Here is a 16,027-nt window from a genome sequence, read left to right as displayed (position 1 = left end):
AATTGCCAGTAACTAGCGCAGGCGACGCGCGGATCGGGATCGCCGGGCTCGACGACGTGCTCGGCGGCGGCCTGGAGCGCGCGCGCACCTTCCTGACCGAGGGCAGCCCCGGCACCGGCAAGACCACGATCGCGCTGCAATTTCTGCGCGCCGGCGCGGCGCTGGGCGAGCGCTGCCTCTACGTCACGCTGTCCGAGACCGAGGACGAGCTGCGCGCCACCGCCGCGTCGCACGGCTGGGACCTCACCGGCGTCGAGATCTACGAGCTGGTCCCGCCCGAGAATTTGCTCGACGAGGAACAGCAGCAGAGCCTGCTCTACTCCTCCGACCTCGAACTGGGCGAGACCACCAGGCGGATCTTCAAGGCGTTCGAGCGCACCCGCCCCGACCGCGTCGTGATCGACAGCCTGTCCGAGATCCGGCTGCTCGCGCAGAGCTCCTTGCGCTACCGCCGCCAGATCCTGGCGCTGAAGCATTATTTCGCGCGAAGCGGCGCCACCGTGGTGATGCTCGACGACCTCACCACCGACACCAACGACAAGACCGTCCACTCGGTCGCGCACGGCGTGATCCGGCTGGAGGAGCTCGCCCCCGATTATGGCGCGGAGCGGCGGCGGATGCGCGTGATCAAATATCGCGGGCGGCGCTATCGCGGCGGCTATCACGACTTCACCATCCTCACCGGCGGCGTCCACGTCTACCCGCGGCTGGTCTCGGCCGAACACAAGGTGGAGTTCGCGCGCGACCTCGTCACTACCGACACGCCCGAGCTCAACGGGCTGCTGGGCGGCGGCATCGAGCGCGGCTCCAGCGTGCTGGTGCTCGGCCCGGCCGGCACGGGCAAGTCGCTGCTCATGCTCACCTTCATCGCCACCGCGGTGGCGCGCGGCGAGCGCGCCGCGATGTTCGTGTTCGACGAGGAGATCGGCACCCTGGTGCAGCGTGCCCGCGCGCTCGGCATCGATCTCGCCGCCATGGTCGAGGCGGGTGGCCTCACCTTGGAGCAGGTCGACGCCGCCGAGCTGACCCCGGGCGAATTCTCGGCGCGCGTGCGCCGCTGCGTCGAGGAGCATGACGCGCAGACCATCGTGGTCGACAGTCTCAACGGCTATCAGGCGGCGATGCCCGGCGAGCAGGCGCTGGTGCTGCACCTCCACGAGCTGCTGCAATATCTCAACCGACGCGGCGCGACGACCTTCCTCACCGTGGCGCAGCACGGTCTGGTCGGCGGGATGAGCACGCCGGTCGACGTCACCTATCTCGCCGACACCGTCATCCTGCTGCGCTATTTCGAGGCGCTGGGGCGCGTGCGCCGCGCCGTCTCGGTGATGAAGAAGCGGACCGGCCCGCACGAGGACACGATCCGCGAATATCAGATCGGCGCGCGCGGCATCACGCTCGGCGAGCCGCTGACCGGCTTCCAGGGCGTGCTCGGCGGCATACCCGAGCTGCGCGGCGATCCCTCGCTGCTGCGGCGCGAGGACGCGTGAAACGCACCACCCTCTCCGAACGCGCGCTGGTGCTCGCGCCGCGCGGCCGCGACGCCGCGGTGGCGACCGAGATGCTCGCCGAGGCCGGGCTGGAAGCGCGCGCGTGCGAGACATTGGCCGATCTGGTGGCCGAGCTCGATCGCGGCGCCGGCTATGCCATCGTCACCGAGGAGGCGGTCGCCACCGCCGACGTGCGCGCGCTGTCGCGCTGGATCGGCGAGCAGGAGGAATGGTCCGACCAGCCGTTCATCCTGCTGACCAGCCGCGGCGGCGGGCTGGAGCGCAACCCCGCGGCGGTGCGCCACCTCGAACTGCTCGGCAACGTCACCTTCCTCGAGCGCCCTTTCCACCCGACCACGCTGATCAGCCTCGCCCGCGCCGCGATCCGCGCGCGGCGACGGCAATATGAGGCGCGCGCGCGCCTCGTCTCGATCCGCGAGAGCGAGGCGCGGTTGCGCACCCTGTTCGACACGATGGACGAGGGCTTCTGCGTGATCGAGTTCCTCGACGGACCGCACGGGCCGCTGAGCGACTATGTCCATGTCCAGGCCAATCCGGCCTATGAGCGTCATACCGGGATCGCCAACGTCGTCGGGCAGAAGGTGCGCGACATGGTCGGCGACGAGGCGGAGGGCTGGATCGAGCTGTACCGCGGCGTGCTGACCAGCGGCGAGTCGATCCGCTTCGAGCGCGAGCTGGTCGCGACGCGGCGCCACCTCGAACTCGCCGCCTTCCGCATCGAGCCCGCCAGTCGGCGCGAGGTGGCGGTGCTGTTCCAGGACGTGACCGAGCGCAAGCGCGCCGAGATCGCGCTGCGCGAGCTGAACGATTCGCTCGAGCGCCGCGTCACCGCCGCGATCGACGAGCGCGAGGTCGCGCTGGCGCAGCTGCACGAGGCGCAGAAGCTGGAGACGATCGGCCAGCTCACCGGCGGGGTCGCGCATGATTTCAACAATCTGCTCACGCCCATCACCGGGGCGCTCGATCTGCTCGGGCGGCGCTTCACCGAGGATGCGCGCGCGGCGCGGTTGATCGACGGCGCGCTGCAATCGGCCGAGCGCGCCAAGACGCTGGTCCAGCGCCTGCTCCAGTTCGCGCGGCGGCAGGCGCTGGAGAAACGTGCGGTCGACAGCGCGGCGCTGATCGAGGGGATGCGCGACCTGATCGCCAGCTCGGTCGGCGGGCTGGTGGAGCTGCGGCTGGTGCTGCCCGACGATCTTCCCCCGGCGCTCGCCGATCCCAACCAGCTCGAACTGGCGCTGCTCAACCTCTGCGTCAACGCGCGCGACGCGATGCCCGAGGGCGGGCGGCTGACCGTGATGGCGGAGGCGGTGGCGGTCGGGCCGGGCAGCGCTCTGCGGCTGTCGCCCGGCGCCTATGTGCGGCTGGCGGTGATCGACACCGGCAGCGGCATGGACGAGGCGACGCTCGCGCGCGCGATCGAGCCTTTCTATTCCACCAAGGAGCGCGGCAAGGGCACCGGGCTGGGCCTGTCGATGGTCCACGGCCTCGCCGCACAGCTGGGCGGTGCGTTCGAGATCACCAGCGCGCCGGGGCGCGGCACGCGCGCCGATCTGTTCCTGCCGGTCGCGGATCGCGCGGGCGGCGAGGAGCGGCGCGGCGTGCCGGCCGATCGCATCGATCACGCCATGCGCCCGCTCGCGATCCTGCTGGTCGACGATGAGGAGCTGGTGCGCGCGGGGACGGCGGACATGCTGCGCGATCTCGGCCATGAGGTCCACGAGGCCGCCGACGCCACGAGCGCGCTGGCGCTGCTGGACCAGGGTCTGGCGGTCGACGCGGTGCTGACCGACTATATGATGCCGCGGATGAACGGCGCCGAGCTGGCCGCCGAGGTCTGCCGCCGTCGTCCGGCGCTGCCGGTGCTGGTGGTGACCGGCTATGCCGGGGGTGACCTGACGCTGGGCCTGCCGCAGCTCGCCAAGCCGTTTCGCCGGGCGGAGCTGGCGGCGGCGCTCGCCGCGCTCATCGACAGCGGCAAGGTGGTGCGCCTGGCCGACCGGCGCCGCTGACGCACCGTCGAATGCCGGGATCGAAACCTAGCGTGTGATCCCCCTGGTGCGAACCAGCGGGGTGCTCCTGCGGACGCAGGAGCCCAGAGCCACGAGCGTCATGTTGGCGGCACTGGGCTCCTGCTTCCGCAGGAGCACGGTACGGGGGTGGATAAGACCCTATTTTTGCGCCGAGAGGATCGAGTCGACCCATTCCGGCACCAGCGACGCCGCGGGACCGAGCCGGCTCGTGTCGAACCAGTCGCTCCCGGCCGATCGCTCGAGATTGAGCTCCAGCGTCGTCGCGCCGGCCGCCGAAGCGGCGCGCACCAGCCCGGCGGCGGGATAGACCGCGCCCGAGGTGCCGATCGAGACGAACAGATCGGCACGCGCCACCGCGGCCTCGATCCGCTCCATCCCATAGGGCATCTCCCCGAAGAAGACGATGTCGGGACGCAGCGCGGGTGCGCCACAGGCAGCGCAGCCGGTGCCCGGCGGCAGCGCTCCCTCCCATTGGTGCCGCGTGCCGCAGGCGGCGCACAGCGCGGAGCGCAGCGCACCGTGCATGTGGAGCAGCCGTCGCGTCCCGGCGCGCTCGTGCAGGTCGTCGACGTTCTGGGTGACGATCAGCAGCTCGCCCGGCCAGGCCGCGTCGAGCCGGGCGAGCGCGCGATGCGCGGCGTTCGGGGCGACGGTCGCGAGCGCGGCACGGCGCAGGTCGTAGAAGCGGTGGACCAGCGCCGGGTCGCGTTCGAGCGCCTCCGGCGTGCAGACGTCCTCGACCCGATGCCCCTCCCACAGCCCGCCCGGTCCGCGGAAGGTAGCGATCCCGCTCTCGGCGGAGATACCCGCGCCGGTGAGCACGACGAGCTGGTGCAGGGTCGACATGCCAGCGGGATAGCCCGCGCCGCGTCGGGCGACCAGCGGCGGCGGGTCACTTGCCGCGCCCCCGGCGAGCGGGTCGCGCCCGCCTGCGCTCAGCCCGCGGCCGCGCTCGCGTGGCGCTGTGTCCCGCGCGTGATCACCTCATCCTCGGGAAGGATCGTCGCGATCGGGATATCGGGCTGCGCCAGGATCTCGGCGTAGAGCGGCGCGAAATCGGTCTCCACCGTCGCGCGCAGCAGCGCCTCGTAGCTGGGGATCACGAAGTAGTTCTGCTGGAAATCGTCGATGCGATAGGCGCTGCGCATCACGCGGCGCAGATCGAAGCCGAGCCGGTTCGGGCTGTCGCTCTCCAGCGCGAAGCGCGTCTCCGCCGCCGAGGAGACGATCCCCGAGCCATAGATGCGCAACCCGCCGCCTTCCGCGATCAGCCCGAACTCGACGGTGTACCAGTAGAGCCGCGCGAGCTGCTTGAGCGCGCCGAGCTCCAGCGCGCGCTGCCCGCCGCGACCATAAGCCTCCAGATAGTCGGCGAAGACCGGATCGGCGAGCATCGGCACGTGGCCGAACACGTCGTGGAAGACGTCCGGCTCCTGGATATAGTCGAGCTGGTCCGGGCGCCGGATGAAATTGCCCGCGACGAAGCGGCGATTGGCCATATGGTCGAAGAAGACGTCGTCGGGCACCAGACCGGGCACCGCCACCACCTGCCAGCCGGTCAGCTTCATCAGCCGCTCCGACAGTTCGTCGAAATCGGGGATGCCGGGGCGCGAGAGATTGAGCACGTCGAGCCCGCGCAGATAGGCGTCCGACGCGCGCCCCGGCAGCAGGGCGCGCTGGCGCCGGAACAGCGTGTCCCAGGTCGCATGGTCCTCGGCGCTGTAATGCGCCCAGTCCTGCGCGATGGTCCAGTCGGGGGCGGCGCCCGTCGGCGGTGAGTCGAGCACGTGTGTTTCCTCGGTCATGGCATCGGTATAGCATGCGCGCGTGGCCCGACTATCCGCCAACCTCGGCCGATCGCTCGCCCTGCTCGCGCTGGTGCTGTTCGGCTATGCGCTGGCGGGGGCGATCGGCGGGCTGATCCCGCGTCATCCCGGCTGGCGGCCGCCCGCACGCGGCGTGACGATCTGGGTGGAGGACAACGGCGTCCACACCGGCCTGGTGCTGCCCAAGCGGGCCGCCGGGATCGATTGGACGCGTGATTTCCCCGCGGGCGATCTGGCCGACCCGCGCTACGCCGCGCTCGGCTATGTCGCGGTCGGCTGGGGGGAGCGCGGCTTCTATCTCGGGACACCGACCTGGTGGGACGTCCGCCCCGGGGTTCTGTTGGGCGCCGCGTTCGGCAGCGAGGCGACGCTGGTCCATGTCGAGCACGTGGCGCGCCCGCTCGTCGGCGCGCAGGTCCGCGCGATCACGCTGCGCCCCGAGGAATATGTCCGTCTCGCCGCCACGATCCGCGCGAGCCGCGCGCCCGGGCGGGCGGAACGCGGCTATTACGGCTATGACGCTTTCTATCCCGGCAGGGGCCGCTACGACGCGATCACCACCTGCAATGCCTGGACGGGCAACACGCTCGCCGCGGCGGGCGTGCGCGTGGGACGCTGGACGCCCTTCCCCGCCGGCGTCATGCACTGGTTCTGAGCCGGCGCGCGAGGCGCCAGGTTCAGTTGGCCGCGCCGGTCTGGTTCGCCATCTCGCCGCGCGTCGCGGCGAGCGTCGGCGCCGGTCCCGTCGCGGGGCGCAGCGACTCACGCTCGGACGCCGGCACCGCCGCGGTCGGGTCGGGACGGAAGGCCTCGGGCGCGCGGTCGGTGCCGGGGGTCGGGGCGTCGGCGGCGAGGTCGGGCGCGGCATGCTCCGCGTCGCCACCTGGGAAATAGCGGTCGAGCCAACCGAATTTCAGCGCCGCGCCGATACCGGCGGCGATCGCGCCGATCGTTCCCGCGGCGGCGATCGCGCGGTTGCGGCGTTGATGATCGGGCTTGTAGCCGCGCTTGCCCTTGGCCTTGCTCTTCTGGGTCATGCGCGCGTCAACGGGCGGCGCGCGCACGCGTTCCCGCGGCGCTCACCCGTGACGGCGACGAGCGCGGCGCTGAGGAGGTTTGCGCAACACGCTCAACCTGCTAGCCCGGCCGCCCGCAACCGAGAGGCGCGCCATGTCGACCCGCGACGACCTGATCCTGCAGACGCTGGAGCCCGCCACGCACGATCTCGGCGGCTTCAAGGTCTATCGCACGCTGCCGCATCGCGAGCGCACGATGGTGGGGCCGTTCCTGTTCTTCGACCAGATGGGGCCGGCGCATCTCGCCCCCGGCGACGGCGTCGACGTGCGCCCGCATCCGCATATCGGGCTATCGACGGTAACCTATCTGTTCGAGGGTGCGTTCCAGCACAAGGACTCGCTCGGTACGGACGCGCGGATCACGCCGGGCGCGGTGAACCTGATGACCGCGGGCACCGGCATCGTCCATTCCGAACGCTCCCCCAACGACGTCCGCGCCGACGGCCCGGCGCTCGCGGGCATCCAGACCTGGCTCGCGCTGCCCGACGGCCGCGAGGACATCGCCCCCGCGTTCGAACATGTCGGCGCGGGCGAGCTGCCGATCGTCGCGGCGGGGGGCGCGCGGGCACGCGTCATCATGGGCAGCCTGTGGGGCGCCAGCGCGCCGACCACCACTTATGCCGACACGATCTACGCCGACATCGTGCTCGACCCGGGCGCGAGCGTCCCGATCGATGTCAGCACCGACGAGCGTGCGCTCTACCTCGCCGAGGGTGAGGCGGTGCTGGACGACCTCGCGCTCGCGCCGCAGCGCCTGTACGTGCTGCGTCCCGGCGTCACGGCGACGCTGCGCTCGACGCGGGGTGGGCGTGCGATGCTGGCGGGCGGCGCCGCCTTCGCCACGCCGCGCCACGTCTGGTGGAATTTCGTCCACTCGTCGCGCGACGCGATCCGCGAGGCGAAGCGTGCCTGGACCGCGGGCGAGTTCGCGCGCGTCCCCGGCGACGAGAAGGAGTGGATCCCGATCCCAGAGGTGCCCAAGACCGTCAGCTATCCGTGACGGTGACCGGCCGCTCGGCATAGCGCCGCGCGAGCACCGCGCAGACGAACAGCTGGATCTGGTGGAACAGCATCAGCGGCAGCACGATCAGCCCGACCGAGGCGGCGGGGAACAGGATCGCCGCCATCGGGATGCCGCTGGCCATGCTCTTCTTCGACCCGCAGAAGACGATCGCGATCTCGTCCTCGGTGGTGAAGCCCAGCGCGCGGCTGGCGAAGCGGGTCGCCCCGATCACGATCGCCAGCATCACGCACGCCACCGCGACGATCAGCAGCAGGTCGAGCAGCGAGACCTGCGTCCAGATCCCCGCCACCATCCCGGCGCTGAACGCGGCATAGACCACGACCAGCACCGAACCGCGATCCACCGTCGCGGTCAGGCGCGGGTGACGCATCAGCCATCCGCCGATCAGCGGGCGCAGCGCCTGGCCGACCACGAACGGCAGCAGGATCTGCACCGCGATCTCCTCCAGCGCGGCGAGCGAGACGCCCCCGCTCGCCGCGGGCATCAGCCGCGCCACCAGCAGCGGCGTCAGCAACGTGCCGATCAGGTTGGAGAGCGACGCGCTGCACAGCGCCGCGGGGACGTTGCCGCGCGCGATCGAGGTGAAGGCGATCGAGGATTGCACCGTCGACGGCAGCAGGGTGAGGAACAGCAGCCCCGTCACCGCCGGTGCCGGCAGGACCGAGCGCGTCGCGGCCGCGACGGCGATGCCGATCAGCGGGAACAGCACGAAGGTGCTGGCGAACACCAGCGCCTGGAGCCGCCAATGCGTCAGCCCCGCCCAGATCGCCTCGGGCGCGAGCCGTGCGCCATAGAGCAGGAACAGCACCGCCACCGCGACGGTGACCGCGCCATCGGCGATGCCAGCGAAGACGCCGCGCGCCGGCAGCAGCGCGGCGATCGCCACGGTCGCGATCAGGAGCAGCAGATAGCGGTCGACGCGCGGCCAGCGCCGCGTGGTGGGGGAATCCATGAGTCTCACCTTGGCGTGCCTCGCAACCAGGGGCCGCTCGGACGGCGGCGCGTGCACTTGCCCGCTTCCTAGGCGCGATCGGCGCGAGACTCAAATCTCAGTCGAACAGCCCGTCCTGACTGCCCGCGGGCGGGTTGAGTCCGAGATGCTTCCATCCGCCCGCGTTGAGCATCCGCCCGCGCGCGGTGCGCGCGACCAGCCCGAGCTGGATCAGATAGGGCTCGATCACTTCCTCGATCGTGTCGCGCGGTTCGCTCAGCCCCGCCGCGAGCGTCTCCACCCCGACCGGTCCGCCGCGATAGACGTCCGCGATCATCGTCAGATAGCGCCGGTCCATCGCGTCGAGCCCGAGCGTGTCGACCTCCAGCCGGTTGAGCGCGCGATCGGCGGTCGCGGCGTCCACCGTCGCGGCGCCCGCGACATTGGCGAAGTCGCGCACGCGTCGCAGCAGACGGCCGGCGATCCGCGGCGTGCCGCGCGCGCGGCGCGCGATCTCGCTCGCCCCGTCGGGCGCGATGCCCAGCTCGAGCAGCCCGGCGGCGCGCGCCACCACGCGGGTCAGTTCCTCCACCGTGTAGAATTGCAGCCGCACCGGGATGCCGAACCGATCGCGCAGCGGCGTCGTCAGCAGCCCCTGGCGCGTCGTCGCCCCCACCAGGGTGAAGCGCGGCAGGTCGATCCGCACCGAGCGCGCGGACGGCCCCTCGCCGATCATCAGGTCGAGCGCGCGGTCCTCCATCGCGGGATAGAGCACCTCCTCGACCGCGGGCTGGAGGCGGTGGATCTCGTCGATGAACAGCACGTCGCCGTCCTCGAGGTTGGTGAGCAGCGCGGCGAGATCGCCCGATTTGGCGATCACCGGGCCCGATGTGGCGCGGAAGCCGACCCCCATCTCGCGCGCGATGATCTGCGCCAGCGTCGTCTTGCCCAATCCCGGCGGCCCGAAGAACAGGACGTGATCGAGCGCGTCGCCGCGCGCGCGCGCGGCATCGATGAAGACGCGCAGATTCTCGCGCGCGGCCTTCTGGCCGACGAAATCGTCGAGGGTACGCGGGCGCAGCGCGGCGTCGACGTCCTCGACGCGGCGCGCGGGAGAGATCAGGCGGTCGGCGTCGGTCACGCTTCGTTCCGTAGCGCGCGTCGACCGCCGGGCAAAGCCCTCTGCTGCGGGCGCCGTCGCTCAGGCGAGCCGGTCGACCACCAGCCCCGTGCCATTCGCGGCAGCGCCGCTGCCGTAGGTCGCACCGCCGCCCAGGCTGGCGCGCAGCGAGTCCAGCACGCGGTCGAACTGGTCGAGCTGCGCGCCGGCGCGCTGCATCAGGCTGCCGGTCGAGCCCGCCGCCCCCTCCTCGCCGAAGAACTCCTTGAGCGACGCGCCCTGGCCCGCCGTCAGCGCGCCACCGTTCACCTGCGCGTCGACGCGCGCCGCGATCGTGGCGTCGCGCGCGCTCGGCGCCGCGGCGGGAGCGCCATCGACCGACGCGGCCGGCCGCCCCGCCGCGACGGCGGGTACCGGCACCAGCGACGAGGACGACAGCAGCGGCGTCAATGCGGTCACGAACAATTCCCTGAGCAGCGTCCAGCGCCTTCGACCAAAGGCTTAGGCCGGTAATGGTTGCTCAAAGGTGACCGGTCGATCGCGCATGCCGCCCGGCACGTCGCAGATCGGCAGTTTAAGGCGCCGGTTCAGCGGGTTGCGTTATATTTCAGCTGATCGGGGGTGAGCTGGAAGCCGACCAGCGCCTCGAAGCTGGCGGAGGCCACCGCGGTGCGCACCTGCGGATCGGCGAGCGGGTCGAGCGCGGCATCCTCGTCGCCGGCCTTGCGCTTCTTGGTCAGCCGGTCGCGCACCTCGGTGGGCAGCGTCGCGGCCGACCGCGCCACCGCGCTGGTCGCCTCCGCCGAGGCGGTCGCGACCGGCTGGCCGGCGTCGAAATGCAGCGCGATCTGGCCGAGCCGCTTCGCCACCACCGAGCTGCCCCCGCGCGTGATCGCGATGAAATAGGGCAAGGTCACGTCGCGCGGGGCGTCGACGCGGACGCGGCGCGCGCGCACGTCGAAGGTGACGCGCGTGATCACGTCGCTGCCCTGATCGTCGCAGGTCGAGCGCACGTTGCTGATCGTCGCCACGGTGTCGATCGCGCTGGCGGTGCGGCTGGCGGGCGGGTCGAACAGCGTGACGTCGCCCGTGCCCGCGGGCACCGCCACGATCGGACAGGCGGAGCGCACCGCGGTGATGCCCGCGCCGCCGCGCGAGACGTCGATCTCGCCGGTGCGCGCGCAGCCGGCCGCGAGCAGGAGGACCAGCGACGCGGCGAGCGGGCGGGAGAAGGTCACGCGGGGAGGAGTCACAGGGTAATCCCGACAATCAGCACATGCGACAACGGGGCCGCGCGAACGACCCCGATCACCCCCGCAGCATAGGAACCGACTATCGCCGGAGCAAGCATTGGCGTAGACGCCGGGACCATGGCCGATATCGCACCAGACCGCCGCCCGCTCGAGCTGCTGATCGCCGCCCCGCGCGGCTTCTGCGCCGGAGTCGATCGCGCGATCCGCATCGTCGAACTCGCGATCGAGAAGCACGGCGCGCCCGTCTACGTCCGCCACGAGATCGTCCACAACAAGTTCGTGGTCGACTCGCTCAAGGCCAAGGGCGCGATCTTCGTCGAGGAGCTGGACGAGGTGCCCGACGGTGCGCCGGTGGTCTTCTCCGCGCATGGCGTCCCCAAATCGGTGCCCGCGGCGGCGCAGGATCGCGGGCTGGCCTATCTCGACGCCACCTGCCCCTTGGTGTCCAAGGTGCATCGTCAGGCGGAGCGGCTGGTCGCGGCGGGGCGGCACATCCTGTTCATCGGCCATGCCGGCCATCCCGAGGTGATCGGCACCTTCGGCCAGGTGCCGCCGGGCGCGATGACGCTGATCGAGACGGTCGACGACGTCGCCGCGCTGGCCCCGGCCGATCCCGCCAACCTCGCCTTCCTGACCCAGACGACGCTGTCGGTCGACGATACCGCGGCGGTGGTGGCCGCGCTGCACGCGCGCTTCCCCGCGATCCAGGCGCCACACGGCGAGGACATCTGCTACGCCACCTCCAACCGTCAGGCCGCGGTCAAGGCGATCGCGGCGGCGTGCGACGCGGTGCTGGTGATCGGCGCGCCCAACTCGTCCAACTCGCTGCGGCTGGTCGAGGTGGCGGAGCGCCAGGGGATTCGTTCGGCGCTGATCCAGCGCGCGGCGGATCTCGACTGGTCGTTCCTCGACGGCGTCGGCACCCTGGGCGTGACGGCGGGCGCCTCCGCGCCCGAGCTGCTGGTGCGCGAGCTGGTCGATCTGCTGGCGACGCGCTTCGACGTCACCGAGCGCGAGGAGGAGACCACGCGCGAGACGATCGCGTTCAAGCTGCCGCGCGGTCTGGAGACGGAGGCGGCCTAGCCGCACGCGGCCTTCGCTCGCCGGCTCCGGCCCTGCCCACGTAGCGTCATCCCGGACTCCACCGTCCCGCACGTGCATCGGCCGAAGAGGTTCAGGAACGCTGGCCCTCGGAACACGTCCGGGATGACGGCGCAAGCGGCGAGAGACGCGCCCTTTATCGCTCTGCCGGCTTGACCGGGCATCCTCTCTTCCGCGAACGAAGCGCCGCGGGCGCTCGGACGGCCGTTCACAAGGGGGCGACAGGTGGCAGTCTATACGCAGGTATCCGCCGAGGCGCTCGCCGCCTTCCTGACGCGCTACGACGCGGGCGCGCTGGTCTCGGCCAAGGGCATCGCCGAGGGGGTCGAGAATTCCAACTATCTCGTCGACACCAGCGCGGCGCGCTTCATCCTGACGCTGTACGAGAAGCGCGTCGCCGCCGACGACCTGCCCTTCTTCCTCGCGCTGCTCGATCATCTCGCGGCGCGCGGCCTGCCCGTCCCGCCCGCGATCGCGGACCGCGAGGGCGTCGCGATCCAGCAGCTCGCGGGGCGGCCCGCCTGCCTGATCCGCTTCCTGCCGGGGGTGTCGGTCACCCGGCCCAGCGCGGCACAGGCGCGCGCGGCGGCGGAATCGATGGGCGCGATGCACCGCGCCCTCGCCGATTTCGCGCCGACCCGCGTCAATTCCATGGGGGTGGCGACGTGGCGCCCGCTGCTGGAACGCTGCGGCCGCGACATCGATACGATCCAGCCCGGCCTGTTCGATCGCGTCGCGCACGCGCTCGACTCGATCGAGCGCGACTGGCCGCACGATCTGCCGAGCGGCGCGATCCACGCCGACCTCTTCCCCGACAATGTCCTGATGCTCGACGACCGCGTCACCGGGCTGATCGACTTCTACTTCGCCTGCACCGACCTGCGCGCCTATGACCTGGCGGTGATGCACTCCGCCTGGGCCTTCGACGCCGCCGGCAACCCGGGGGACCGCGCGGTCGGCGCCGCGCTGCTCGCCGGTTATGCCGCGGCGGCGCCGTTCTCCGCGACCGAGCGCGCCGCGCTGCCGCTGCTGGCGCGCGGCGCCTGCGTGCGCTTCCTGCTCAGCCGCGCCTGGGATTGGCTGCACACCCCCGCCGATGCGCTGGTGACGCGCAAGGACCCGCTCGCCTATCTCCGCCGCCTAGAGTGGTACGACGCCAACCCGGATTTCACGCGATGACCGAATTGACCCTGGTCGAGATGTTCACCGACGGCGCCTGCAAGGGCAATCCCGGCCCGGGCGGCTGGGGCGTGGTGATCCGCGCGGGCAGCCACGAGAAGGAGCTGAGCGGGGGCGAGCCGGTGACCACCAACAACCGGATGGAGCTGACCGCCGCGATCGAGGGGCTCAGCGCGCTCACTCGGCCGTGCCGCGTCAAGCTGATGACCGACAGCCGCTACGTCATGGACGGGCTGACCAAATGGATCCACGGCTGGCGCCGCAACGGCTGGAAGACCGCGGACAAGAAGCCGGTCAAGAACGCCGAATTGTGGCAGGCGCTGCTCGCCGCCGCGGAGCCGCACCGCGTCGAATGGGAGTGGGTGAAGGGCCATGCCGGCCACCCCGAGAACGAGCGCGCCGACCGGCTCGCCAGCGACGCCGCGCTCGCCGCGGCCAAGCCGGTGCGCCGGGCGGGCTGATCGGTCGTTCCGCGCCGGGCTCGGCCCGCGCGCTCACCAGAAGGTGGCGTAGAGCGCGACCAGGATCAGCCCCACCGCCAGCGCGCCGACGTTGAACGCCGCCGAGGTGGCATAGCGAACGTCGCTGGTGACGATCGTGTCGCGCCCCTCGCGCGTCCGCGTCAGCAGCGAGGTGACCACCGCCAGCGCCAGCGCGATCAGGAACACCAGCCCCATCCGGTCCATGAACGGCAGCCCCGGCGCGAGCAGCTTGAACCCCCAGGACAGCAGCACCGAGGCGACCGCCGCGACGATCGCGCCCGCCTCGTTGGCGCGTTTCCAGAACAGGCCGAGCAGGAAGATCACCGTGATCCCCGGCGTGAAGAAGCCGGTGAACTCCTGGATGAACTGGAACGCCTGCTCCGACGAGCCGACCAAGGGGCGCGCGGTGAGGATCGCCACCACCGTGGCGACCATCGCCGCGACGCGCCCGACCAGCACCAGCCGCGAATCGTCCGCGCCCGCCTGCCCCTCGGCGGCGCTGCGCTCCCCGCGGAACTTGGCCCAGACGTCGAGCGTGAAGATGGTCGCGATCGAGTTGATCTTGGAGGCGGTCGAGGCGATGATCGCCGCCACCAGCGCGGCGAACACCAGCCCCAGCAGCCCGGTCGGCAGCAGCCGCATCATCGTCGGATAGGCCTCGTCGGGCTTGGCCAGCCCGGGCGCCAGCACCACCGCGGCGATGCCCGGCAGCACGATGATGATCGGCATCAGCATCTTGAGGAAGGAGGCGAACAGCACGCCCTTCTGCGCCTCGTTGAGCGACTTGGCCGCGAGCGCGCGCTGGATGATATATTGGTTGAAGCCCCAGTAGCTGAGGTTGGCGATCCACATCCCGCCGATCAGCACCGACAGGCCCGGCAGGTCCATGTAATGCGGGTTGCCGGGCGCCAGGATCATCTCGAAATGATCGGGCAGCTCGCGCATCAGCCGGGTGAAGCCCGCGATCTGACCGGCGCCCTGGCCGAGCTCGCCGAGCGTCAGATAGGCGATGATGAGCCCGCCCAGCACCAGCAGCGTCACCTGGACGATGTCGGTCAGCGCCACCGCCTTGAGCCCGCCGCGCAGCTGATACAGCAGCGCGAACAGCCCCAGCACGACCAGCGCGAGATCCTGGTTGACCCCGGCGACCTTGGTCACCGCGATCGAGCCGAGCCAGATGATGCTGGTCAGGTTCACGAAGACGTAGAGCGCGAGCCAGAACAGCGCCATCAGCGTCCGGATCGAGGGGCCGTAGCGCCGCTCGAGGAACTGCGGCATCGTGTAGATCTCGTTGCGCAGGAAGATCGGCAGGAAGAATTTGCCGACGATCAGCAGCGTCAGCGCCGCCATCCACTCATAGGACGCGATCGCCAGCCCGATGGCATAGCCCGAGCCCGACATGCCGACGATCTGCTCCGCCGAGATGTTGGCGGCGATCAGGCTCGCGCCGATCGCCCACCACGGCAGGTTCTTCGACGCGAGGAAATAATCGGTGGTGTTCTTGGGCCCGGCGCCCGCCTTGTCGCGGCTCACCCATTGCGCCAGCGCGAAGATGAAGATCGCATAAGCGACCACCACCAGCACGTCGATCGTGGCAAGCTGCACGGCCCTCTCCCCCTGCCCGGCCCAGAAACCTATTTATATTATGCCGCGCGCGATCAGCGCGGCTTGGCCTTGCCCAGCGGCCGCAGCTTTATGTTGCGATAGGCGACCGGCTCGCCATGGTCCTGCAACGCGATCAGCCCCGAGCGGAAGGTGCCAAACAGCGGCATCTTGGCGAACTTGGAGCCGGCGACGCGCTTCTTCCACGTGTCGTCGCCGAAGGTGACGTCGGCGGTGGGGGTGCCGTTGAGCCACTGGCGAATCCGGCCGGGCTCGACCAGCAGCCGCGCGTGGTTCCAGCTCCCCGCCGGGTGCGCCGCCGCGGCCGGCGGGACGGTGATGTCGTACAGCGCGCCCGCGCGGTGCGACGGGATCTTGCCGTCGGGATGGCCGTCATTGTCGAGCACCTGCATCTCCAGCCCGGTCTCGTAGCTGTGCGTGGTACCCGGCGCCTCGCGTGAGAGATAGATGACGCCGCTGTTGCCGCCGCGCTCCACCTTCCAGTCGAGCGTCAGCTCGAACGTGCCATATTCCTCCACCGTGGCGAGATCGCTGCCGCTCATCGCGCCGCCCTCGGCGCTGAGCGTCAGCGCCCCGTCACGCACCACCCAGGTGGGCGACGGCGTCCCGCCGCCATAAGCGCGCCAGCCGGTCAGGTCGCGGCCGTTGAACAGCAGCCGCCAGCCGGCGGCGCGCTCCTGCGCGGACAATTGGTTGAGCGGCCCCTCCTGCGCGAGCGCCGGCGCCGGCGCGGCGGCGAGCGCGAACATCGCGAGCGCGAAGGTGATCGATCGGCGCATAAGGTCTCTCCCGTGTGCGCCCCGCTCGGGCGGGGCGGCGAACGTCCGCGGCGGCTATGCCCCGCGCCGCGCGCGAAGTCACGCCGCTG

At 71.2% G+C, this 16,027-nt stretch carries 16 protein-coding genes; 7 read left to right on the top strand and 9 right to left on the bottom strand.

What is annotated here, in order from left to right:
• The first annotated feature begins 2 nt into the window (after positions 1 to 2).
• Positions 3 to 1,490, top strand: coding sequence for an ATPase domain-containing protein (locus tag EV292_RS00785; protein WP_132907300.1), 1,488 nt, complete (start codon positions 3 to 5; stop codon positions 1,488 to 1,490).
• Positions 1,487 to 3,523: an ATP-binding protein gene (locus tag EV292_RS00780; RefSeq protein ID WP_243693532.1), complete on the top strand. Its 2,037-nt coding sequence runs from the start codon at positions 1,487 to 1,489 to the stop codon at positions 3,521 to 3,523. Before EV292_RS00785 ends, EV292_RS00780 begins: the two co-directional genes overlap by 4 nt.
• 159 nt (positions 3,524 to 3,682) lie before the next feature.
• Here EV292_RS00780 and EV292_RS00775 read toward each other — a convergent pair whose 3' ends face one another.
• Complete coding sequence (locus EV292_RS00775; RefSeq protein WP_132907299.1) at positions 3,683 to 4,390, bottom strand: NAD-dependent deacylase; 708 nt, start codon at positions 4,388 to 4,390, stop codon at positions 3,683 to 3,685.
• A gap of 89 nt (positions 4,391 to 4,479) precedes the next feature.
• Entirely contained in the window at positions 4,480 to 5,349 is an 870-nt protein-coding gene (phhA, locus tag EV292_RS00770; protein WP_132907298.1) for a phenylalanine 4-monooxygenase, read from the bottom strand.
• Positions 5,350 to 5,371: 22 nt separating this feature from the next.
• Between phhA and EV292_RS00765 the strand changes: the two genes are divergently transcribed.
• Positions 5,372 to 6,025: a TIGR02117 family protein gene (locus EV292_RS00765; protein ID WP_132907297.1), complete on the top strand. Its 654-nt coding sequence runs from the start codon at positions 5,372 to 5,374 to the stop codon at positions 6,023 to 6,025.
• A 22-nt stretch (positions 6,026 to 6,047) separates the two neighbouring features.
• Here EV292_RS00765 and EV292_RS00760 read toward each other — a convergent pair whose 3' ends face one another.
• Complete coding sequence (locus tag EV292_RS00760; protein ID WP_132907296.1) at positions 6,048 to 6,407, bottom strand: hypothetical protein; 360 nt, start codon at positions 6,405 to 6,407, stop codon at positions 6,048 to 6,050.
• Positions 6,408 to 6,540: 133 nt separating this feature from the next.
• On the opposite strand from EV292_RS00760, the gene EV292_RS00755 reads away from it, so the two are divergent.
• On the top strand, positions 6,541 to 7,446 hold the full coding sequence (locus EV292_RS00755) for a pirin family protein (protein ID WP_132907295.1): 906 nt from the start codon (positions 6,541 to 6,543) through the stop codon (positions 7,444 to 7,446).
• Here EV292_RS00755 and EV292_RS00750 read toward each other — a convergent pair.
• The 4 genes from EV292_RS00750 to EV292_RS00735 all read right to left on the bottom strand — a co-directional run bounded on the left by EV292_RS00750 (position 7,433) and on the right by EV292_RS00735 (position 10,774).
• A complete protein-coding gene (locus tag EV292_RS00750) occupies positions 7,433 to 8,422 on the bottom strand; it encodes a bile acid:sodium symporter family protein (protein ID WP_132907294.1) in 990 nt (329 codons plus the stop codon). The genes EV292_RS00755 and EV292_RS00750 overlap by 14 nt on opposite strands.
• 97 nt (positions 8,423 to 8,519) lie before the next feature.
• Entirely contained in the window at positions 8,520 to 9,542 is a 1,023-nt protein-coding gene (ruvB, locus tag EV292_RS00745) for a Holliday junction branch migration DNA helicase RuvB (protein WP_132907293.1), read from the bottom strand.
• 60 nt (positions 9,543 to 9,602) lie between these two features.
• Positions 9,603 to 9,980 (bottom strand): hypothetical protein, encoded by a 378-nt coding sequence (locus tag EV292_RS00740; RefSeq protein ID WP_132907292.1) that lies wholly within the window; start codon positions 9,978 to 9,980, stop codon positions 9,603 to 9,605.
• 128 nt (positions 9,981 to 10,108) lie between these two features.
• Positions 10,109 to 10,774 (bottom strand): hypothetical protein, encoded by a 666-nt coding sequence (locus EV292_RS00735; RefSeq protein ID WP_243693531.1) that lies wholly within the window; start codon positions 10,772 to 10,774, stop codon positions 10,109 to 10,111.
• Positions 10,775 to 10,891: 117 nt separating this feature from the next.
• On the opposite strand from EV292_RS00735, the gene ispH reads away from it, so the two are divergent.
• The 3 genes from ispH (at position 10,892) to rnhA (ending at position 13,515) form a co-directional block, all read left to right on the top strand.
• A complete protein-coding gene (gene ispH, locus EV292_RS00730; RefSeq protein ID WP_132907291.1) occupies positions 10,892 to 11,857 on the top strand; it encodes a 4-hydroxy-3-methylbut-2-enyl diphosphate reductase in 966 nt (321 codons plus the stop codon).
• 243 nt (positions 11,858 to 12,100) lie between these two features.
• A complete protein-coding gene (gene thrB, locus EV292_RS00725; RefSeq protein WP_132907290.1) occupies positions 12,101 to 13,054 on the top strand; it encodes a homoserine kinase in 954 nt (317 codons plus the stop codon).
• Positions 13,051 to 13,515 (top strand): ribonuclease HI, encoded by a 465-nt coding sequence (rnhA, locus tag EV292_RS00720; RefSeq protein WP_132907289.1) that lies wholly within the window; start codon positions 13,051 to 13,053, stop codon positions 13,513 to 13,515. The genes thrB and rnhA overlap by 4 nt, the downstream gene beginning before the upstream one ends.
• Before the next feature lie 33 nt (positions 13,516 to 13,548).
• Here the strand turns inward: rnhA and EV292_RS00715 are convergent, their stop codons facing one another.
• Positions 13,549 to 15,141, bottom strand: coding sequence for a sodium/sugar symporter (locus EV292_RS00715; RefSeq protein ID WP_132907288.1), 1,593 nt, complete (start codon positions 15,139 to 15,141; stop codon positions 13,549 to 13,551).
• A gap of 53 nt (positions 15,142 to 15,194) precedes the next feature.
• Entirely contained in the window at positions 15,195 to 15,938 is a 744-nt protein-coding gene (locus EV292_RS00710) for a DUF1080 domain-containing protein (protein ID WP_132907287.1), read from the bottom strand.
• Positions 15,939 to 16,027 lie beyond the last annotated feature (89 nt).

The organism is Sphingomonas sp. BK235 (assembly GCF_004345855.1).
Classification (GTDB): Bacteria; Pseudomonadota; Alphaproteobacteria; order Sphingomonadales; family Sphingomonadaceae; genus Sphingomonas.
Note: the sequence above shows the minus strand (reverse complement) of the source record. Positions and strands in the feature narration are given on the sequence as shown.